The sequence below is a fragment of the Collinsella sp. zg1085 genome, from assembly GCF_018889955.1.
GTDB lineage: Bacteria > Actinomycetota > Coriobacteriia > Coriobacteriales > Coriobacteriaceae > Collinsella.
Window position 1 is genome coordinate 1,429,555 of the sequence record NZ_CP076545.1, and the last position, 20,733, is coordinate 1,450,287.

At 49.1% G+C, this 20,733-nt stretch carries 17 protein-coding genes; 10 read left to right on the forward strand and 7 right to left on the reverse strand.

Features of this window, described 5'->3' with window-relative positions:
• The first annotated feature begins 135 nt into the window (after positions 1–135).
• Genes KPC83_RS06035 through KPC83_RS06065 form a run of 7 tightly spaced genes read left to right on the forward strand, consistent with a single transcriptional unit; the run spans position 136 to position 7,591 of the window.
• The gene (locus tag KPC83_RS06035; protein ID WP_216278361.1) at positions 136–1,665 is read left to right on the forward strand and encodes an ABC transporter ATP-binding protein; all 1,530 of its coding nucleotides are present in this window, start codon (positions 136–138) and stop codon (positions 1,663–1,665) included.
• A complete protein-coding gene (locus tag KPC83_RS06040) occupies positions 1,662–2,816 on the forward strand; it encodes an ABC transporter permease (protein ID WP_216278362.1) in 1,155 nt (384 codons plus the stop codon). Before KPC83_RS06035 ends, KPC83_RS06040 begins: the two co-directional genes overlap by 4 nt.
• Complete coding sequence (locus tag KPC83_RS06045; RefSeq protein ID WP_216278363.1) at positions 2,806–3,726, forward strand: ABC transporter permease; 921 nt, start codon at positions 2,806–2,808, stop codon at positions 3,724–3,726. Before KPC83_RS06040 ends, KPC83_RS06045 begins: the two co-directional genes overlap by 11 nt.
• Positions 3,726–4,280: a cytidine deaminase gene (locus tag KPC83_RS06050; RefSeq protein ID WP_216278364.1), complete on the forward strand. Its 555-nt coding sequence runs from the start codon at positions 3,726–3,728 to the stop codon at positions 4,278–4,280. Before KPC83_RS06045 ends, KPC83_RS06050 begins: the two co-directional genes overlap by 1 nt.
• A complete protein-coding gene (locus KPC83_RS06055; RefSeq protein ID WP_216278365.1) occupies positions 4,277–5,653 on the forward strand; it encodes a thymidine phosphorylase in 1,377 nt (458 codons plus the stop codon). Before KPC83_RS06050 ends, KPC83_RS06055 begins: the two co-directional genes overlap by 4 nt.
• Before the next feature lie 11 nt (positions 5,654–5,664).
• The gene (deoC, locus tag KPC83_RS06060; protein ID WP_216278366.1) at positions 5,665–6,342 is read left to right on the forward strand and encodes a deoxyribose-phosphate aldolase; all 678 of its coding nucleotides are present in this window, start codon (positions 5,665–5,667) and stop codon (positions 6,340–6,342) included.
• Between the two features lie 43 nt (positions 6,343–6,385).
• Positions 6,386–7,591 carry a phosphopentomutase gene (locus KPC83_RS06065; RefSeq protein ID WP_216278367.1) on the forward strand — a complete coding sequence of 402 codons (1,206 nt, stop codon included), beginning with the start codon at positions 6,386–6,388 and terminating at the stop codon, positions 7,589–7,591.
• A 200-nt stretch (positions 7,592–7,791) separates the two neighbouring features.
• Here KPC83_RS06065 and KPC83_RS06070 read toward each other — a convergent pair whose 3' ends face one another.
• The gene (locus tag KPC83_RS06070) at positions 7,792–8,742 is read right to left on the reverse strand and encodes a nucleoside hydrolase (protein WP_216278368.1); all 951 of its coding nucleotides are present in this window, start codon (positions 8,740–8,742) and stop codon (positions 7,792–7,794) included.
• Between the two features lie 81 nt (positions 8,743–8,823).
• A complete protein-coding gene (locus tag KPC83_RS06075; protein ID WP_216278369.1) occupies positions 8,824–9,261 on the reverse strand; it encodes a universal stress protein in 438 nt (145 codons plus the stop codon).
• 231 nt (positions 9,262–9,492) lie between these two features.
• On the opposite strand from KPC83_RS06075, the gene KPC83_RS06080 reads away from it, so the two are divergent.
• Complete coding sequence (locus KPC83_RS06080; RefSeq protein ID WP_216278370.1) at positions 9,493–10,419, forward strand: undecaprenyl-diphosphate phosphatase; 927 nt, start codon at positions 9,493–9,495, stop codon at positions 10,417–10,419.
• Positions 10,420–10,520: 101 nt separating this feature from the next.
• The gene (locus KPC83_RS06085) at positions 10,521–11,834 is read left to right on the forward strand and encodes an NCS2 family permease (protein WP_216278371.1); all 1,314 of its coding nucleotides are present in this window, start codon (positions 10,521–10,523) and stop codon (positions 11,832–11,834) included.
• A gap of 1,612 nt (positions 11,835–13,446) precedes the next feature.
• Here the strand turns inward: KPC83_RS06085 and KPC83_RS06090 are convergent.
• The 4 genes from KPC83_RS06090 to KPC83_RS06105 form a co-directional block, all read right to left on the reverse strand.
• Complete coding sequence (locus KPC83_RS06090) at positions 13,447–13,905, reverse strand: PTS sugar transporter subunit IIA (protein WP_216278372.1); 459 nt, start codon at positions 13,903–13,905, stop codon at positions 13,447–13,449.
• Between the two features lie 9 nt (positions 13,906–13,914).
• The gene (locus tag KPC83_RS06095) at positions 13,915–15,189 is read right to left on the reverse strand and encodes a class II D-tagatose-bisphosphate aldolase non-catalytic subunit (RefSeq protein WP_216278373.1); all 1,275 of its coding nucleotides are present in this window, start codon (positions 15,187–15,189) and stop codon (positions 13,915–13,917) included.
• 317 nt (positions 15,190–15,506) lie between these two features.
• Positions 15,507–16,556, reverse strand: coding sequence for a PTS fructose transporter subunit IIC (locus KPC83_RS06100; protein ID WP_216278374.1), 1,050 nt, complete (start codon positions 16,554–16,556; stop codon positions 15,507–15,509).
• A 12-nt stretch (positions 16,557–16,568) separates the two neighbouring features.
• Positions 16,569–16,883 (reverse strand): PTS fructose transporter subunit IIB, encoded by a 315-nt coding sequence (locus tag KPC83_RS06105; protein WP_216278375.1) that lies wholly within the window; start codon positions 16,881–16,883, stop codon positions 16,569–16,571.
• A 353-nt stretch (positions 16,884–17,236) separates the two neighbouring features.
• Here KPC83_RS06105 and KPC83_RS06110 point away from each other — a divergent pair, with 353 nt between their 5' ends.
• On the forward strand, positions 17,237–18,268 hold the full coding sequence (locus KPC83_RS06110) for a LacI family DNA-binding transcriptional regulator (protein WP_216278376.1): 1,032 nt from the start codon (positions 17,237–17,239) through the stop codon (positions 18,266–18,268).
• 178 nt (positions 18,269–18,446) lie between these two features.
• On the opposite strand, the gene feoB is transcribed toward KPC83_RS06110, so the two are convergent.
• Positions 18,447–20,669 carry a ferrous iron transport protein B gene (gene feoB / locus KPC83_RS06115; protein ID WP_216278377.1) on the reverse strand — a complete coding sequence of 741 codons (2,223 nt, stop codon included), beginning with the start codon at positions 20,667–20,669 and terminating at the stop codon, positions 18,447–18,449.
• Positions 20,670–20,733: the final 64 nt, after the last annotated feature.

The window sequence follows — 20,733 nt, forward strand, 5'->3', positions numbered from 1 at the left end:
CACATCGCACGCATACACCCTGCACAGAGCCGCTCCGTGTTCTGCTTGCACTCATGCTTATACGCAAACAGAACACGGGGTGTTACCCCGCATATCTCGTTGCAACATCTTGTAGAGAGAGGAGTGCTATTACTCATGAAGCCTGATCTTTCTTATGCTGTGCAGATGCAGGGCATCGTAAAGACCTTTGGCTCGTTTTGTGCGCTCGACCATGTGAATTTGCAGGTAAAACGCGGCAGTATTCACGCAGTTCTGGGAGAAAACGGTGCTGGCAAAAGTACGCTCATGAACGTGCTCTACGGTCTTTACCAAGCTGATGAAGGCGAGATATATCTCAACGGTGAACCCGTATCTATCAGTTCTCCCAACGATGCTATTGCCCATGGCATTGGTATGGTTCACCAGCACTTTATGCTTGTTCATAACTTTACCGTAACAGAAAACATCGTACTTGGTGACGAAGTGACCCGGGGCTTAGGCATCCTGGACATGCGCCGCGCGCGCAAACGTGTAGAGGCCATTATTAAACAATATGGTCTTGAGGTAGACCCCGATGCTCGAATCGAAGAGATTTCTGTTGGACAACAACAGCGCGTTGAAATTCTAAAGGCGCTCTATCGCGGCGCTGACATTTTAATTTTGGACGAGCCAACAGCAGTTTTAACACCGCAAGAAATTGAGCGACTCATCTCTATTATGCATGAGCTTGCCGCTGCTGGTAAAACTATTATTGTTATCACGCACAAGCTCAAAGAAATTAAAGCTTCCTCGGATGTCTGCACTATTATCCGCCGAGGCACCTATATTGACACCGTTCGCGTTGCCGACGTGGACGAAGAGCAGCTTGCCGATATGATGGTAGGCCACCACGTAAACCTAGTTGTTGAAAAAACCCCTGCTCAGCCAGGCAAGGTAGTTTTAGATATTTCTAAGCTCGTGGTTCAGGACGAGCGGGGTCTTGACGCCGTTCGTGAGCTGACGCTCTCCGTCCGCGCCGGTGAGATTGTGGGTTTAGCAGGTATTGATGGCAACGGACAAAAAGAGTTTGTTGAGGCACTAACCTGCTTAACACGTGCTCAGTCAGGCAAAATTCTGGTGCATGGCGAGGAAATTCAAAACACCTCAACGCGCAATGTTCTTGACCATAAGGTTGCCACCATTCATGAGGACCGCCAGCGTCGTGGTTTGGTGCTCCCCTATTCGGTTGCCGAAAATGCCATTTTGGAGCAATATCGCACACCTGAATTTGGCATCCATGGCATACTTGACCAAACGCACATGCTTACATTTGCTAACCAACTCATTGAGCACTACGACATTCGCCCTGCTAACTGTGCCGAACAGCCCGCACGCGGCTTATCAGGCGGAAATCAGCAAAAAGTTATTATTGCGCGTGAGGTTTCTAACAACCCCGATGTATTAATTGCTGTGCAGCCTACCCGTGGACTCGATGTGGGAGCTATTGAATATGTACACCAAGCACTCATCGCTGAGCGCGACCGCGGAAAGGCAATTTTGCTCATCTCCTTTGAGCTTGATGAGATTATGAGTGTTGCAGACACTATTGCAGTTATCTATAACGGCACCATTGTGGGCACCTTCCCACAAGGTAGCGTAGACGAGCAAGGTCTTGGCTTGCTTATGGCAGGAGGCGCATCTGCATGAACACACTCGATTCACGGCTCATCCGCCTCCTCAAACGACCAGTCACCTCAACTTTTCTTGCAGTGCTTTGTGGCTTTGTTGTTGCAGCAATTTTGTTAACCATTGCTGGTTTTGACCCTCATGCGTCATTTGCGGCACTTTTTGAGGGTGTGTTTTCAAAACCAAAATACATCTCACAAACCATCATTAAAGCAGCACCTATCATTTTAACGGGCATATCGGTAGCCTTTGCCTTTAAGACCGGCTTGTTTAACATAGGAGCCGAAGGACAATATATTGCTGGCACCATATGTGCTGTGTTGGTAGGCGCTAAGCTTGATTTACCTATGCCGTTGCAAATTCCTCTTGTCATTCTTGCAGGCATTGCAGGTGGAGCGTGTATTGGAGCAATCGCAGGCGGGCTTAAAGCGCGCTTTGGCATTCACGAAGTTATTACCTCAATTATGCTCAACTGGACTATGCTTTATCTCAATAACTTTGTGGTTAATTTAGACGCATACCATCAGCCATCATCAATCTCGAGTATTCCTGTTAACCCTTCCAGCTTTACAACTATTTTGCCCAATTGGAAAATAAGTCCCGAAGGCCTTGAAACGCTCAAGCAGATTCCTTGGCTGTACGATTTTCTGGTAAAAACAGACGTCAATATTGCCTTTGCGGTAGCACTACTTGTTGCAGCGCTCGCTTGGTTTATTTTATATCGCTCAAAGCTTGGATTTGAGCTGCGTGCAGTAGGAGCGGGTCGCGATGCTGCTGAGTTTGCCGGTATGCCGGTTGCGCGCAACACCTTACTTGCCATGGCTATTGCTGGCGGCATCTCTGGTCTTGCCGGTACACTCATGGTTACGGGCATTAGTCCGCATAGCTTATCCACCTTGGCGGGCTTTGAAAACTACGGCTTTAATGGCTTTTCGGTAGCACTCATTGCCAGCTCATCGCCTATTGGCTGCATTTTTGCAGGCCTACTCTTTGGCGGTCTCATCTATGGCGGGCAGTCTGTTCAGATAGTTGTTGGCGCACCCACCGACATCATCAACATTATGATTGGTACCATCGTATTCTTTGTTGCTCTAGCGCGCCTAATTCCTATGGCAATACATCTCATCAATAAACGCCAGCAAGCCAAGCGAGGTGCATCTCATGCTCAATAATATTTTGCTGCTCATTGGCATTACACTTATGTACTCAACACCGCTCGTATTTGGCGCGCTCGGCGGCGTTATTTCGGAACGCTCAGGCGTTGTCAACATTGGTATTGAAGGCATGATGACTATTGGCGCGCTCACCGGTGCAGCAGTATCGTATGCAACAGGCAATCCGTGGCTGGGATTTTTATGTGCTGGTTTAGGCGGTGGTGCCTTTGCAACACTCCATGCTTTAGCAGCAGTTACCTTCAAAGCAGACCAAAACGTTTCAGGTATTGCGCTTAACCTGTTAGGTCCTGGTATTGCGCTTTTTATAGCACGGCTTATCTGGAACGGCGGCACTCAGTCACCCTCTATTGCAACCCTGCCTAAACTCTTTGGTAAGGGAGCCTTTGCCGATACGCCATGGGCAAATCTCAACGTAGACATTACCGTAGTTCTTGGCATTATTATTTGCGCCCTTGTGTGGTTTGTTCTGTATCACACAGCCCTTGGTCTGCGCGTTCGTGCCGTAGGTGAGCACCCGGGTGCTGCCGATACCTTGGGTATTAATGTGAGCCGTGTGCGCTTTGCCTGCGTGGTGCTTTCTGGAGTTATGGCTGGATTTGGCGGAGCATCAATCACGCTTGCTATTATTTCGCAGTTCACCCAAACCGCCGTTGCTGGTCAGGGCTTTATTGCACTGGCCGCCGTTATCTTTGGAAAATGGACACCGCACGGCTCATACGCTGCCTGCCTGCTGTTTGGCTTGGCACAAGCGCTTGTTATTATTTTAGGTGGCGGTGTTGTACCCATTCCTAGCGAAATTCTCGCCTGTCTCCCTTATGTGCTAACCCTGTTTATTCTCATACTCTTTGTTGGTAAATCGGTTGCACCAGCTGCCGATGGTATTCCTTATGAAAAAGGAGTTCGCTAATGGCACTCTTGCTGAGTGACAGCTACCTTGTTAAACGCGCTCTTGCAGCACGTGAGCATGCCTATGTGCCCTACTCCCACTTTGCCGTAGGAACAGCACTTCTCACCCGTGATGGCACAATATACGAGGGAGCAAACATTGAAAACGCTGCATATTCTCCCTCAAACTGTGCTGAGCGCACCGCATTTTTTCAAGCTGTTCAGGCAGGTGAGCGTGATTTTGTAGCTATTGCTATTGTGGGCGGTCCTGAAGGCGAAGCACCGCATGAGCTATGCGCACCTTGTGGTGTGTGCCGTCAGGTCATGATGGAATTTTGTGACCCCGCAACATTTCGCATTGTACTAGGGGCAGCAAACCAGGCACCTGTGAGCAAAACCCTCGCTGAACTACTACCGCTTGGCTTTGGACCTGATAATCTCAATAGAAACGATTCTGGGTCTGATAATCTCAACGCCTGCGATTCCTGTGCCACCTGCTCAGATTCTGCTACTCATACGTCAACGCACGCTGAATATACACCGCAAGCAGACACAACTGGCGGTGATTGCGCATGAGAATGTATGACATTATAGAGCGCAAACGTGATGGTCATGAATTGAGCTGTGAAGAGATTGCCTTTGCTGTTTCGGGCTATGTAGCTGGAGATATTCCTGACTACCAAATCTCAGCGCTTTTGATGGCTATCTTTTTGCAAGGCATGACCGACGCTGAAACAACAGCGCTCACTCTTGCCATGATGAACTCAGGCGATGTGGTTGATCTTTCTGAGTTGCCTGGTGCAAGCCTTGATAAACATTCAACCGGCGGCGTAGGAGATAAAACCTCGCTAGCTATTGTGCCCATGCTTATGGCAATGACACAAGGCCGTGCGTTTGTAGCAAAGATGAGTGGGCGTGGATTAGGTCATACGGGCGGTACCCTCGATAAACTTGAAAGTATTCCGGGGTTTCGCATTGGACTTAGCCATGACGAATTTATGCAAACGCTGCGCAAACACGGGGGAGCCATTGTAGGGCAAACCGGCAGTTTGGTACCTGCCGACAAACTTATCTATGCCCTGCGTGATGTTACAGCAACCGTTAATTCTATTCCGCTTATCGCCTCCTCTATTATGAGTAAAAAACTCGCTGCTGGCGCAACAAGTATCGTGCTTGACGTTAAGGTTGGCTCAGGGGCATTTATGAAAACCGTGCCCGAAGCCATCAATCTTGCACGCACCATGGTTGCCATTGGCACAGCTATGGGTCGTCAGGTTAAGGCGCTTATCACCAACATGAATCGTCCGCTTGGCACAGCTATTGGCAATGCCCTCGAAATTGCCGAGGTGGTAGAAGTGCTACATGGACAAGGGCCAGATGACCTACGCCATGAAGCTATTATGCTGTGTCGCGAACTCATGGCACTTGCCAAGCTTGAAGATGCTGAGCAGGCAGAGCTACATGCCCAGCAGGTCTTAGACGACGGTAGCGCATTTGATGCTTTTTGTACCCTGTGTGCTGCACAGGGTGGTGATACGTCTGTCTTGCATAACACCGCACTCCTCCCCCAAGCAACATGTTGTGCAAACGTATATGCTCCCCTTGATGGATACCTTGGCTCGCTTGATACCGAGCGTATTGGTATTGCCAGCCTTGTGATGGGTGCAGGACGCGCAACTAAAGACGACGCTATTGACTACGCTGCTGGTATTCGGCTCTTAAAACACCCCGGCGACGCGGTGCACAAAGGCAATGTAATTGCCGAGCTATACGCATCAAGCAAGGAAAAACTCAGCGCTGGAGAGGCAGAACTTGCCCGCACAATAAGCATAGTCGATACACAGCCAGCTCCTGAGCCGCTGCTCTATGCCATGGTTGATACCGATGGAGTGCATTTGGAACCGGCAGCTGAGCCTGCTCTCAATAATTCTATTCCTGCAACACACTAAGGATGAATAGTATGAATATAAGCCCATCAGAACTTGCCGCCTACATGGACCACACCCTTCTCAAGCCTGAAGCTACCGCAGCGCAAATAGATGCCGTGATTGATGAGGCGCGTAGCCTAGGCTGCGCGAGTGTATGCGTTAATGGCACTTGGGTTAACCGCGTTGCTACAGGTCTTTCGGGTAGTACCACTAAGACCTGCGCGGTTATTGGCTTTCCTCTCGGTGCTGGCACTACCGCTGCCAAAGTTGCCGAAACGCACGATGCTCTTGAACACGGTGCCCAAGAAATTGACATGGTTATCAATCTGGGTGCATTAAAAGCAGGCGACACCGAGTTGGTACGCACTGATATTGCTGCTGTAGCCAGCGCCTGCCACGAGCACAACGCACTGCTCAAAGTTATTATCGAGTGCTGTCTTTTAACCGACGAAGAAAAACGCCTCGCATGCCAGCTCTCAGAAGAAGCACAGGCAGACTTTGTCAAAACATCTACCGGTTTTTCAACAGGAGGCGCAACCGTGGCAGATGTGGCTCTCATGAAGGAATGTGTAGGAGACCGCCTGGGTATCAAAGCAGCAGGCGGCATTCGCACATGTGCAAGTGCTTGCGCCATGATTGAGGCCGGAGCAACGCGCTTAGGAGTTTCGGCAGCACCAGCTATTCTGAGCGAGCTTACCCTCACTCAGTAGCCTTTTTCTTTGCCCGTTACTTCATTTTCAAGCAGGAGCAAACATGGATATTCGTCGCGCATTAGTGCTGGTTATCGACTCTATTGGCGTTGGTCATGCACCTGATGCAGAAAAATATCACAGCAATGGAGCAGATACGCTCGGACACGTTGCCAGCTGGTTTATGGAGCATGAAGGTCGTGCGCTGCAGATTCCTCATCTGGTACAGCTTGGTATTACTAAAACTCACCCTGGCGGTCTTGCTGGTATTGATGAGCCTACCTCACCGCTTGCAGCACATGGTCGCATGCAAATTACCAGCTTTGGCAACGATTCGCTCGACGGGCATTGGGAAATGATGTGCCTACCTGCCCGCTTTGAGGTTGACTACTTTCCCAAAGGCTTCCCTGATGATTTGCTCGATAACATAAGAGCATTTTCAGGGCGCGGTATTCTTTGCAATCAGCCCTATTCAGGTACTGAGGTTATTCACGATTATGGCGAAGAGCACCTACGTAGCGGAGATTTGATTGTCTATACCTCAGGCGACTCAGTTATTCAGATTGCCGCTCATGAAGATGTGGTTCCCCTTGATGAGCTCTATCGAATCTGTACGTACGTGCGCACGCTCATTAACGGCCCTGAAATTACTATGGGTCGCGTGATTGCTCGTCCCTTCGTGGGAGCAAGCGCTGATACCTTTATGCGCACCTCACACCGCCACGACTATGGTCTGGAGCCCTATGGTCCTACCGTTGTTGATATGGTGCACAACGCCGGGCTTCACACTATAGCTGTGGGTAAAACCTATGACCTGCTCTGTGGTCATGGCTTTGATGAGGCGTTTCATAACGAGAATAACCATAATGGCATGGAACACGTGATTGATGTTATGTCACGGCGCGATTGGGAGGGCTTATGCTTTACCAATCTTGTTGACTTTGATGCCGTCTATGGACATCGCCGAGACCCTTACGGCGATGGGCTTGCGCTGGAAGACTTTGACGCTCAACTTGGCGACGTATGCACGCTCATGGACGAGCATGACTTATTGATTATTACCGCCGACCACGGCAACGACCCAACCTATCAGGGAACCGATCACACACGTGAGTTGGTGCCCCTGCTTGCCTGGTCGCCCGCTATGCAAGCACCGGGCGCAAACCTTGGGACACGCGCAACAGCGTCCGATGTAGGCGCAACTGTCCTAGAGGCATTAGAGCTTACTGATGCAGGAGAAGGTACTAGCTTTTTGAGTGCTCTGCGATAATTTAAGTGCCCTGCGCTCACGCGGAGCCCATGCAGAACAACTAGGTGCATAGCAGATGAGCTCAGAGCAGCGGCATATGCATGAGCTCATATAACTTAACGCAAAGTTGTAGTACGTTTAAGCGCAACCCACCGGCAGCCTGCGTCTTGCATGGACTGTTAGGCAAAACGTAGTAACAAGCAAGCTCTCCTAAACCAGCTTTAATACAGCGCAGGCGCAGCACTCATAAGCAACTCATCAAAGTGCTGGTAAAACGCATCATGGTCAGCCTTAGTTACCAAATCAACTATGCGACCCTCGCCCGCTTCTGTGCGATAGGTTCTACCGGCAGCAAAACCATAATCAATCACATCGCAGCGTACCTGCTCAGTCTCAACCACCTCGGGATACATGCTGCAGATGGTAGTCAGTACATCCCAGAGATAATATTCAGAATCTGCCTCGGCACTCATAACAAGGGCATAGCCCTGACCAGCCAAATCAACAGCAGGATAGCGGCGATTTTTTGCAAGCCGATTGCGTAGCTCAACATCAAGCGGTATCTCTTCGGTGCTCTCCAAGCCAACCATAACAATCTTGAGATTAGAATCCCAAACGCGCTTGACCGCCTCTGGATCCCAATAGGCATTCCACTCGGCTGTACCATCATGACCGGGTTCGTGTACATTTCCATGACCATCGAGCGAACCACCCATCCAGTACAAACAATCAATCTTGTCCTGAATTGTTGGGTCGGTGTCGAGTGCGCGGGCAAGGTCAGTCAAAGGACCCGTCATCACAAGGGTGGTAAAGCCGTCAGCTGCATGTATTTTCTCAACCATATCAAGATGCGCTGGAAGTAGCGCCTCAGGCGTTACAATCGAACCTGCCTCATTTAACAGCGGGAACGAATCAAAGGCATACGAACTTGTACGCCAGGCACTCGGGAACTGATGACGAGCACGTGAAGTTGATGAGGCTACTTCAAGCTTGTGCCCAAACTGATTAAAGCGATCGATAATTTTTCGCGACGCAAGCACCGCAGGCTCAAGCACACCGTCGCCATCAATAACTGATACGCCCGTAAGCTTAATATGGGGAACCTGCAGCAGTAAAAGCAAACTGACTAAATCATCGACATTGCCGTCGTGGTTAAAATATACGTTTTTCATTCGCGAGCCACCTCTTTGATGCGCATGTGTACAAACAGGTTGCATTATGCCGCAAATAAGATGGCTCGCCCGCGTATGCAGTTACTTCACAACCAAAATGTCGCAGTCAGTATTGCGCAGCAAGAAGGTAGAAATTGAGCCCAAAAGTGCGTACTTAATGCTTGAAAGCCCGCGTGCGCCGCAAATAACAAGGTCAGGTTCATATACATCGAGCATTTCGTCTTTGAGTGTTTCACGAATGCGTCCTGATTTAACCAAAACCTCAATAGAGGGAATCTCTGATGCCTGTTGCGCCTCAGTTACTAAGCCAGCGACAGAAGCGCGAAATGCCTCCTCAAGTCCTTTAATTAAATCAGCCGGATAGGAACCTGCTGTTTCGAGCGCTGTTGCATCAATGACATGGCCAATGATAATTGCCGCACCATTTCCCTTTGCAATACTGATAGCACGCTTGAGTACATAGTCTTGCTGCTCGGTACCATCCAGCGATACAAAGATTTTTGAATATCCCTTAGTCATAGGTTCCTCCATTCCACTAGGACAAGCCCACCTTGCCCAATCGATTACCAACACGAACCTTATATATAGCTATACCCCTTCACGCGCCATTTGGCGACAGCAATTCCGTAAACGAGTGCATTTTCGTTGTGAGCTGTATGTTGGCGCGCATAATGTGCAGTGCCCGCATGATAATGGTCTACGTTACTCGCTACATGCTATGCATGTATCCATAGTATCAAGGGGGACTGCGTGGATATTCTCGAGCTTGTAAAATCGGCTTTTTTGGGTTTTATCGAAGGCATCTCTGAATGGCTGCCTATTTCGTCAACAGGTCACATGATTTTGGTAGACGAATTTGTTAAGCTCAATGTCTCACAAAACTTTTGGAATATGTATCTTGTTGTAATTCAACTTGGTGCAATCCTAGCTGTTTGCCTGCTGTTTTTCCGTGACCTCAATCCTTTTAGCATCAAAAAAAGACCTGTTGAGCGGCATGCAACCTGGGCGCTCTGGGGCAAAATCGTGCTTGGATGTATTCCGGCAGCCGCTCTTGGCATTCCTCTCAACGATTGGATGGAAGAGCACCTTCTGAGCGCTGAGGTAGTTGCACTGGCACTCATAGGCTATGGCATTGCGTTTATTGTCATTGAACTTGTCCGCAGGCGTCAGCATCAAAAGCGCGTTGTTGCCTTAATGTCGGAACCGATGGGCGCTCATTTTACGGTAGACGCACAGCGCGATATTGAGGCAGACCGACAGCGCGAAGTAGGCATGAGCAATCTCGATGAGCTCTCGTGGAAAACTGCGTTGGGTATTGGCTGCTTCCAGGTGCTATCGCTCATTCCTGGAACGTCACGCTCAGGCTCAACCATTCTGGGCGGTCTCATGCTGGGCTGCAATCGCGAGCTTGCGTCAAAGTTTACCTTCTTCTTAGCCATTCCGGTCATGTTTGGCGCAAGCCTACTTAAGGTGGTCCGCTTTTTTCAAAAAGGCGGCAGTTTTGGCACAGATGAAACGATTATTTTGTTGGTAGGCTGCGTAGTTGCCTTTGTAATTTCGCTTCTTGCCATTTCGTGGCTTATGCGTTTTGTTCGCAAGCACAGCTTCATCCCCTTTGGTGTCTATCGCATACTGCTTGGCGCTGCGGTGTTGGCATACTTTTTTGTTCTGAAATAAATTGCCTATCAAGCAACAAAATCTGCTGATATTTGGTATGGTTAGCGCGGTTTGACGCGTTGTGGGATTCGCGTCGTTGTCTTCCAAACAGAAGGAGAAGCATGGACAACATCTTCAAGCTCACCGAGCGTGGGTCAAATGTCAGCACGGAGGCCCGTGCTGGCCTGACAACCTTCCTTGCGATGGCCTACATCATCGCAGTGAATCCCTCGCTCTTAGTAGCTGCGGGTATTCCGATGGTTGCGGCCGTAACGGCTACCTGTCTTGGCGCAGGTATCATGACAATTTTGATGGGTGTTTTTTCTAACCGACCGCTTGCCTGTGCTTCTGGCATGGGAGTAAACGCTATTGTGGCGTTTACCTTAACCGCCGCGGCAGGCAACGACTGGCATGCGGCAAACGCAGTCATCTTTGTTGAAGGCATTGCTATTTTGCTTCTCGTTTTGTGCGGGCTTCGCGAGGCAATCATGGATGCCATTCCGGTTTCTTTGCGCCACGCCATCTCAGTAGGTCTAGGCCTGTTTATTGCCATGATTGGTCTTAAAAATGGTGGAGTTATTGTTGCTAATGAGGCAACCATGGTGGCGCTGGGCAACGTTAGTGACCCTATCTTTATCATGGCGCTGATTTCGATTATCGCAACTGTCTCGCTCTATGCTTTTAAGGTACCGGGCGCCCTTCTTGGCGGTATCATTATTTCTGTTTTAGCAGGCATTCCTTTAGGCGTTACGCACATGCCCGAAGGCCTTGTATCTGGTCTTGACTTTAGCTCTTTTGGTGCACCGTTTTTAACCGATGAAGCCGGCACTATGGGCATTGTAAAAGTTCTTACCAACCCAACGCTTATTGTGTTTGCTTTCTCGCTTATGATGTCTGACTTCTTTGACACCATGGGTACTGCTATGGCTGTTGCCAAGCAGGGCGACTTCTTAACCGAGGACGGCAACGTAAAAGATATTAAGCCTATTTTGATTGTGGACTCAGCAGCGGCCGCCGTTGGTGGCTTTGTTGGCGCGTCCTCAATTACAACCTTCATTGAGTCATCGTCAGGTGCTGCGGACGGCGGACGTTCTGGTTTATCGTCAATCGTTGTTGGTATTTTGTTTATTCTTGCAGCATTTTTCTCACCGCTGATTGCCGTCATTCACTCAGCCGCCACCTGCGGTGCACTGGTCTTTGTTGGCTTCCTTATGATGAGCGAGGTGCACGACATCGATTGGTCTGACTTGCTCGAGGGTTTCCCCGCGTTTGCGATTGCTGCAGGCATTCCGTTTACGTATTCAATTTCTGATGGTATTGGCTTTGGCTTCTTGTCCTTTGTACTGGTTGCCTCGCTGACTGGTCAGATTAAGCGCGTGAAGCCGCTGATGTGGGTGGCAACACTTGCGTTTTTGGTGTACTTCCTCATCGTGTAATACGCCGCTGCTTATTATCCTGGAGGCGGGGTGTGGGGCGAGCTAGCCTTGCAGCTACTGTTTAAGTTGCAAACGTATGGGGTGGCATAGTCTTTTCACGGGAACTGCGCTACGCGAAAGTTCCCTTAGAAAAGCTATGCCACCCTTATGCTACCGCACTATCTCACCAGCTTTGTACTGTAGTTCTGTCTCAACGGGACGAATGATTGCGCTCTCCGAATGTGCTTCGCAGAATTCTCCGAGCACAATCATTCGTCCCCTTTCTTACAGTAAATGCCAAACACACATGCAGTGGTCAGCTCACCTCATACTCCGCCATGTACAAGCAGCGCTTATAAGATGAAAGGATTGGGGTTGCAGCTCTTACGGGACAAAAGCGAAATGCCCACTTCAAAAGGACACTACTACTCAAAAGTCTGTCTTGAAGCGTAAACTCAGCAAAGCTGCTCGTTTCTCAACTCGAAATAGACCAAGGTATTGCATTCTACGAATGTGCTACGCAGAATTCTCCGAATGCAATACCTTGGTCTTTCACCTGCTTTCCGCACTTGAAGCAACCGAACACTCCAATAAAACTGTGTTCCGCGAACACTTCTCTGAAAAAAAGCTTGTTCTTCATATGCATGGGCAGATTTCAAAACACCGCTAACTTGTATAAGCTGTTTTGACAGAAACGGGCAATTTGGCAGTAAAACCTGACAAAAATAGGTAATCTGGCAATAAACCCCCTATGGCACGAAAACCTACAACTCATCTACCTGCAGATTCACAAAACAACGAATAACCCACGGGGGTTCTACACTGCCAAATTGCCCATTTCTGTCAAAAAGGGTTGGACTAGAATCGCCCGTGCAATGCTGCTGACCAGAGCTTTGGCAAAAATGACCAATTTGACGGAAAAATCTGTCATTTTTGACTAATTTGGCATAAAGAGACAACTGTAGCTTTACTTGTGGCTCGTCTACCTGCGGCTTTGTATGAAAAATACTAACCCGCTGGGTTATAGAGAGTACTTTTTCGTCATTTTTGCCAAAGCGACAGGTGTAACTTATCGATGCGCCAATAGTGTTAGCACCCGATACGGCGTATTTGTGCTGCTATTTCGCTTTGCGGAGCAATGCCGGTATGTTAACCCAACGTGTAACGATGCATTATTGGCTTGGTGCGGCAATGTCTTGACTGAATGGAGAGTCACAGGGATTCATGAAGCAAGCAACGTTCTCACGAAATTGCAAAAATGCAGCGGCTCGCGAAGGAAATCGACCCAGTGTACGAATTTTTGCCACCAGCCTGTGTATAGGGGGTCTGTACAAAGGAACTTTTCAGCATTTCCGCAGAAAAGACGCTACTTTGCTAGAGTGTACTTGACCCCTTGCAAAAAATTCGTACATTAGACGGATTTACTTCTCAAGCAAATCCGTCTAACAGTACATTTAGCTATATCACCTACTGTGTACCCGTGTAGCACCTATCCCCTAGAAAGTTGAACCGCTGCACAGAATAGTGCAGACTATCTCGCGACCAACTCATTATGCCAAGAGTCACACAGCCCGTTTACTTTCACATAAGACCACTACGCCGCATACACCCGTCTGCCTCATGCCTAGTCGCTTTACCGCTCGCCCTCAAGTCTAGCGTTGATAATCTCAGCCAACTGTACCGGGTTATCGCAGGCACGCAACTCTGCACGAAATTCCGCACGCATTAATAGAGTTGCAGCGCGCGACAAAAGACGCAGATGTGTAGTTCCCGCCTCACTTGCCGGAACATACAACGCCAAGGCAATATCAACCGGCTGCTTGTCAAAACTAGGCCACTCGACCGGCTCCGCCAGCTTCAGTACAAAAACGCCAGGCTCAACAATTGCCTCACTCTTTGCATGCGGCACAGCAAAGCCATCCATAAGCCCTGTCTCAGCTTCTGCCTCGCGTGCCAAAAATGCCTGATACAAAGCCTCCTTATCACTTGCAAAACCACGTGCAACCCCATGCTCTGCAAGTCGTAACAGTGCATCTTCACGCGTAGTAGCAGCAAAGCCAATCTCAACTTGCTCAGCACTCAGTAACGCCACGTTTGCCTCCTACTCTGCCAGCACCTTCACGATACGGCTCGTAACACCCTTCAAATTCAGGCACTCAATATACTGCTGCAGCGGACGCTTAATATGATCAACCACAAAACGCTGACCATCAATATGATGTGCCGCCAAATTATCATACAGATGCGCAATCTCAGCCTTGACCTCGTCATCGTTAAAGACATAGTGCCCTGAAATATCAAGAATCTCAAGTGAGAGCTCTCTATCAGCTAAAATCTCTTCAACGCTTAGCTTGGTCTGCTCGCCCACCATCCACTTGCGCCAACGCTCAGTTTTGATAGCTTTATCCAGCAGAACATCACGCAGCTTAGACGGTGCGCTCACCAGACCTTCTGCCACTAAAATTTGCTCAACATCGCAAAGCTTGAGATACGCACGTGTCTCCTCGGTACCATATTGCGGTGCCACATTTGAAGCGGTAACCTCAGCCGGAATATGCTCGAGAAGCGTCGCGTCGTCCATATAATCGGCATTATGCTCTTTCAGACCAACGCCATAGCTCTCTGCCATTTTGGCAAGCGACAATGCATTCTGAAAATGGTACTGTCCAACTTGCTCAGTTTTGCGCGTTAAGGTGCCGGTCTGACCAACAATAAAGGTTGGCATAGGCAAACCACGTGCATCAAGCTCAGCCTTTAAGCGCTCAATAAACTCTTGGTACTTCTCAGTTGAGGTCAAGCCTCCATTAGTCTCTTCGGTGCCAACCTCATAGCCAATCTCTGGAAGATTGCGCGCTTTGCGCTCTTGCTCGCAAAACTCAATTAAATCAACGGTACGAGTAAGCACTAAATCAAGCGGAATAACCTTGCCAATAACAAAGGGGTCCTTGGTAGGATCAATCATGAGCAGGTCAAAACCAGCTTCAATATCGGCCACATAAGACTTACGCGCAAGCTCCATGGCTTCTTCCTCAGGCAGATGTGCGTTGCGCTCGCCATCGCGCTGCCAAGGGCCACCATGGTCGCGGCAGAGGTAATACATGCCATCAAAGCCCACTTCATCGGCAATTGCTTGAATATCACGGGCAAAACGCTGCTGATCCCAAGCGTTTACGTAACCGCCGCCCAGCTCATCAGCATCAACCTGATTACGGCTTGCAATGTACATCAGTGGCAAATCAAAGTCGCGACCAAGCTCAAAGCTCGCACGCAACAAGTTTGACGACATAGGCCCAATGCCCAATAGCGTTGCCGACTCACCCGTCTTTTTGAGTTTGAGCAGTCCTTCTACCACGCGCTTGATAGGTAGCTTTTCCATAGGTATATTCCTTTCCATACAATTCCGTGCAATCGTGTCATACATACGAGGTCATACGTACGAGGTGAGATGAGCAACCCAGCTGTGAGATGAACTCTCCCTGCGTGCGAATGCCGTCATGAGATGAACTCACCCCACATGAAACTACAATCCTGAATTAACTCCCAATCCTGAAATGTTCATCCACGTTGAATGAAACCTTAGTTTTTAGGTCAGCGAGACCTAGCCCGTTCACTCCAGGTTTCTTTTTCCTCGTATGTAGTTGTAAACGTAATATGCATGCGGGCAGCCACAGGGATGCCCGCAGGCAACGTATCTTATGCAGCAGTAGTTTCAAGCTTTGGCTTTAGAGCTATCAGCAGGATAACGCCTACCGCAGTTCCAATTGCCATATCAAGGGTAAAGAGCAGCGGATTGCTTGTTGCAAGTACCACAATCATGCCACCATGCGGCACAAGGCACTCAACCCCTTGGAAAGCAGCAAGAGCAGCGCCTACAGCTGAGCCAATCATAATTGCGGGCAGGATACGCTTTAAATCTTTAACCGCAAAGGGAATGGCACCCTCGGTAATGCCGATAAGACCCATAAAGATTGCCGTAATGCCAAGCTGACGGTCTGCTGCCTCAAACTTACTCTTTGCAATAAGCGACGCAATGCCGCAAACCAGAGGCGGAATAGCAACAGCCACGCGAAACGCGCCATTGGGCATATAAATGCTCTCTGCCATAAGTACCATCGTGAAGGTTGAAGCAGTTTTATTGATGGGACCACCCATATCAACAGCGGTCATAAGTCCAATAACCGCACCCAACACGATAGCAGATCCGCCCTGAAGCCCGCTCAACATGCTGGTTAACCAGCCCATAAAAAGGCTGATGGGATATGCTAAAACGTAGATATAAAACATGCCCAGAACCAGCGCAGAAAGCGTTGGCATAATAAGCACGGGCATGATGGTACGAACCGTGTTGTTGACCTTCCAAGTCTTCATCCACTTAACGAAGTATCCAGCAGCAACGCCTAAAAGCATTGCACCCAAAAATCCAGTTGAAACATTAACGTCGCCAACACTGACCGGATTATTTGCCAGATAGCCCAAGACAAAACCCGGGGCAAGTGCTGGTTTGCCACCAATGGAGTAGGCAATATATGCCGCCAAGACCGGAATCATCATGTGAATACCAGCCATACCGATGGTATTCAGGTTTTGCATGACTGGGTTGGTGACTTCCATGCCGCCCGAGCCCGCCTGACCGGTGGCCAGCGAAAATGCTAGGAACACGCCACCAATAACGACAACCGGAATAAAATAGGACACGCCCGTATTAAATGCTTTGACGAGGTCTTTTCCTACTTTTTGAAACATGGCTCCGCTCCTTTATTGTGCGATAAGCTGGTCAATAATCTCAGCAGGATTTGCAATAACCTTAGAGGGGTCAACGGTTAACACGCGACCAGCGTCTTCCTTTTCCTCAAAGCGCTCTTCGCCCTCAATGCCAATGGCAACAGCCAACAACACATAATCTGCTTCGGCAATCTCATCTTCCTCAAGCTCATCATCGATACCCATACCACCTTGCGTCTCGACTTTGCATTCAAAGCCACGACGCGCACACTCCTGCTCAATCGCCTCTTTTGCCATGTAGGTGTGTGCGATGCCAATCGTGCACGCAGCAACTGCAACAATTTTCATAGTGCTCCACTCCTTGTCTGGTTATGTGCCACGCTTTTGGGTTACCTCTGGATGACCCCTTCATTTGCGCGCACCTATATGTACCAAAGATTATGGTTGCCCGATAGTGCTTCTCTCAAACGACTTTCGGCAAAAGGTATAGTAGCTACGAATTTTTTATTATTTAGTTAACGGTTTAACTAAGCGTGATACCATGAGATTGAAGATAGGTTACAAAAGTCAAGAAATATTTTATTTACTCGGTGAACGGTAGAACAAGCGCCAGATAGTCCTGTGCACCGAGCAACAAAACCGTCACCACTGCGACTGAATTGCAGATGGCACCCGCACGAACTCATGGGAGGAGCACGGCAATGGCTCACAATAGCGACGGAAAACGCGCTCGCGTCACCATTATGGATGTTGCCCGCGCGGCACAGGTCTCAACAGCGGCCGTATCCTACTACCTCAATGGTCAGCATCACAAGCTGAGCGCAAAAACCCGACAGGTCATAGAGGGTGTAATACGCGATAGTGGCTATGTTCCCAACGCACAAGCACGCACGCTCAGCGGAAAGCAAACACACGTCATTGCTATTTTAATTTTGGATAACACCAATGCTTGGGCGGGGCAATTTCTTGCCGGTGTTGAAGAGGCGGCGCTTCAACATGGCTATGCTACGGTAGTTTGTACCAGCAATTTTGATACCGAGACTGAGCTTATGTACGTCGAAAAAATGCTCGCCATGGGCATTGATGGCTTTATCGTACAGCCCACGCAAAACTTTAAGGCGGTAAGCGAGCGCATTACCAAAACGGGAACGCCCCTTGTCTTTTTTGACTTTAATGCCTACAACCTCGCCTCTACCTGGATTAAAACAAATCTCTATGACGGCGTATATAGCGCAACAACGCAGCTTATTGAAGCGGGTTATCAGGACTTTATAAGCATTGCTGCAGACATTACCACGATGCGCACGCGCATGGAACGTTTTCAAGGCTTTATTGATGCTCTGGTAGCGCAGGGACAACACTATCGAAGCATCTCTATTGACCATAACCAACCAAGCGCAGAAGAGCTCACAAACTACTTTCAGTATGAATTAAATCCCGCCCATAAAACTCTATTGTTTGTGCAAAACTCTTGGGCGCTCAACCGAGTCTTTAAGGCACTCCAACCGCTTTCCCATCTTATCCCAAACCAAATTGGATTAATTGGTCTGAATTGTGAGGAATGGACTGATTTGGTTCATCCCTCAATTAGCACAATTACCGAGCCAGTACGCGAAGAAGGTATACAGGCATGCGAAATGCTACTTGAGATGCTTAGCGATAATCCGCCCGAGGCACAGCAACGTGTGCTTGACTGTAGCGTTATTTGGAAAGACTCAACCTTGCACGAATAAGCGCTGCTTGAAGCCCGAGAATCGTGCTTGATGCCTTCTTAATGCCTTGACATAATAAAAGCGTGCAGGGCACTACCACCTCTGCACGCTTTGAAGCACCGTAGCGCGATGCGTCCTATATAGCGCATCCGCGTGAATAAATCACATTGATTACGCCCTTGCAAACTACCTATAAGCGCTAGGCCGCACTTTTAACTGCCGCCTCATCTTCCTCACCAAAGGCGCCCTTTGGCATAGGACGGAAGAGTTGGAAGAGAATCAGTGCAGCAAAGGCGCCTGCCACAACAGTCCATACGCTGAACTCGCCCATAGCTGCCAGATAGAACTGGTTAATCATAAGACCAATAACCCAAGCAAAGCCGCACTCATACGCAAGCGCAATGAAGGTCCACTTTGCAGAGTTCATCTGGGTGCGGATGGTTCCGATAGCAGCAAAGCAGGGTGCGCATAGCAAGTTAAAGGCACCAAAGGCCGCAATACCGCCAACCGTCTTAAACATAGCAGCAAAAGCTACCCACAGCTCGGCGTCGGTCTCGCCCACATCGCCTAGATGTAGCAAGGAAGCAGCGGTTGCAATGACGTTTTCTTTAGCAACCAATCCGGTAAACGACATTGCGGTTGCCTGCCAAGAATCAAAGCCCAGAGGAGCAAAAATCCACGCAATAGCGCTACCGAGCATAGCCAGAATCGAATAGTCGGTAAACTCCTCAACACCCTCGGCAATCTCTGGCAAAAAGCCAAAGCTTCCCTCATAGGTTCCAAAGTTAGAGAGGAACCACACAATAACCGTTGAGGCAAAGATGATGGTAAAGGCCTTCTTGATGTAAGCGCTTACACGCTCCCACACATGCAAAGCCCAAGAACGAAGAGAGGGCATGTGATAGGCGGGAAGCTCCATAACAAAAGGCGTTGGACGACCCGCAAATGCTTTGGTCTTTTTGAGCATGATGCCCGAAACAATAACTGCAGCAACGCCCAAGAAATAGAACAGCGGCGCAATCCAATCGCCCTCAGCAGTGCCGACCAAAGCGCCCATCAACAGCGCAATGATAGGAAGCTTGGCACCACAAGGAATAAAGGTTGTGGTAATAACCGTCATACGGCGATCGTTCTCGTTCTCAATAGTCTTTGTAGACAGAACGCCTGGAACACCACAGCCCGAAGACACCAACATAGGAATAAAGGACTTGCCCGAAAGACCAAAGCGGCGAAATACGCGGTCCATAACAAAGGCCACACGAGACATATAGCCGCAGTCTTCAAGGAAGGTCAGAAGAATAAAGAGCACTGCCATCTGCGGGATAAAGCCCAAAACAGCTCCAACACCAGCAACAACGCCATCGTTTACGAGGCTGATAACCAAGTCGCTCGCACCCATAGAGGTTAACATGCCCTCAAAGAAGGCAGGCACGCTGGGCATAGCGGTGCCAAAGAACTCCCAGCCCTCACCAAAGAGATTATCGTTTACCCAGTCGGTCATGGCAGTACCAAAGGTTGAGATGGCAAGCCAATAGACAGCAAACATAACGAGCGCAAAGATAGGCAAACCAAGCCAGCGATTGGTAACAATGCGGTCAATCTTTTCAGATGTGCTCATTGTGGCAGGAGCGCGATGCAGGCACTCATCAACAATATGGGCAATTGCGCCATAGCGCTCAGCCGTGATGATGGACTCCGCGTCGTCATCGCAGTCGGCCTCGCACTGAGCGATGATGCTCTCAACATGTGCCTTTTGCTCAGCACTCAGCTTTGCAAGGCGCTGAGCAGACTCATCGCGCTCGAAAAGCTTTACAGCCACATAGCGACGATGCTCAGCGGCAACGCTCTCAGGCAGCAGTTGCTCTATGGACACTAATACATCTTCAATGGCAGCGTCAAAGAAATGCTTGGGTACAGATGACTTGCTCTGTGCAAGAGCGCGCGTCTGATCAAAAAGCTCATCGATGCCCGTGTTTTTAAGTGCAGAAATCAGCACAACCGGACAACCCAAGGTTTTTGCCAGAGCTTGGGTATTTATCTTGTCGCCGTTTTTCTCAACAAGGTCTGCCATGTTAAGTGCAACAACCACAGGCAGGCCGGTCTCAATAACCTGCAGCGCAAGATAGAGATTACGCTCAAGGTTTGTGGCGTCAACAATCTGTACAACAACATCTACCTCGCCGCTCAAGAGGTAATCGCGCGAGACTTGCTCCTCGGGGCTATAGGGGGAAAGTGAATAGATACCGGGGAGGTCGGTAATGGTTACGGTCTTATCTTTAAGAAGCTTAGCTTCTTTCTTTTCAACCGTAACGCCTGGCCAGTTACCAACGTAGCCATTTTGACCTGTAATAAGATTAAACAATGTTGTTTTACCGCAGTTGGGGTTACCCGCCAATGCGATATGGAGCTCAGAAGCTGCCATGTAATCCTTCTTCCATAGGCTTTGAAACGATGTGGTGTTCTGGGTATGTGCTGCATACAGCTGA

Bases quoted from the DNA above. Each gene is read 5' to 3' on its own strand.
- KPC83_RS06035 (WP_216278361.1), top strand. From the start codon at position 136: ATGAAGCCTGATCTTTCTTATGCTGTGCAGATGCAGGGCATCGTAAAG.
- KPC83_RS06065 (WP_216278367.1), top strand. From the start codon at position 6,386: ATGGATATTCGTCGCGCATTAGTGCTGGTTATCGACTCTATTGGCGTT.
- KPC83_RS06085 (WP_216278371.1), top strand. From the start codon at position 10,521: ATGGACAACATCTTCAAGCTCACCGAGCGTGGGTCAAATGTCAGCACG.
- KPC83_RS06095 (WP_216278373.1), bottom strand. From the start codon at position 15,189: ATGGAAAAGCTACCTATCAAGCGCGTGGTAGAAGGACTGCTCAAACTC.
- KPC83_RS06100 (WP_216278374.1), bottom strand. From the start codon at position 16,556: ATGTTTCAAAAAGTAGGAAAAGACCTCGTCAAAGCATTTAATACGGGC.
- KPC83_RS06045 (WP_216278363.1), top strand. From the start codon at position 2,806: ATGCTCAATAATATTTTGCTGCTCATTGGCATTACACTTATGTACTCA.
- KPC83_RS06070 (WP_216278368.1), bottom strand. From the start codon at position 8,742: ATGAAAAACGTATATTTTAACCACGACGGCAATGTCGATGATTTAGTC.
- KPC83_RS06105 (WP_216278375.1), bottom strand. From the start codon at position 16,883: ATGAAAATTGTTGCAGTTGCTGCGTGCACGATTGGCATCGCACACACC.
- KPC83_RS06050 (WP_216278364.1), top strand. From the start codon at position 3,726: ATGGCACTCTTGCTGAGTGACAGCTACCTTGTTAAACGCGCTCTTGCA.
- feoB (WP_216278377.1), bottom strand. From the start codon at position 20,669: ATGGCAGCTTCTGAGCTCCATATCGCATTGGCGGGTAACCCCAACTGC.
- KPC83_RS06110 (WP_216278376.1), top strand. From the start codon at position 17,237: ATGGCTCACAATAGCGACGGAAAACGCGCTCGCGTCACCATTATGGAT.
- KPC83_RS06075 (WP_216278369.1), bottom strand. From the start codon at position 9,261: ATGACTAAGGGATATTCAAAAATCTTTGTATCGCTGGATGGTACCGAG.
- KPC83_RS06040 (WP_216278362.1), top strand. From the start codon at position 1,662: ATGAACACACTCGATTCACGGCTCATCCGCCTCCTCAAACGACCAGTC.
- KPC83_RS06055 (WP_216278365.1), top strand. From the start codon at position 4,277: ATGAGAATGTATGACATTATAGAGCGCAAACGTGATGGTCATGAATTG.
- deoC (WP_216278366.1), top strand. From the start codon at position 5,665: ATGAATATAAGCCCATCAGAACTTGCCGCCTACATGGACCACACCCTT.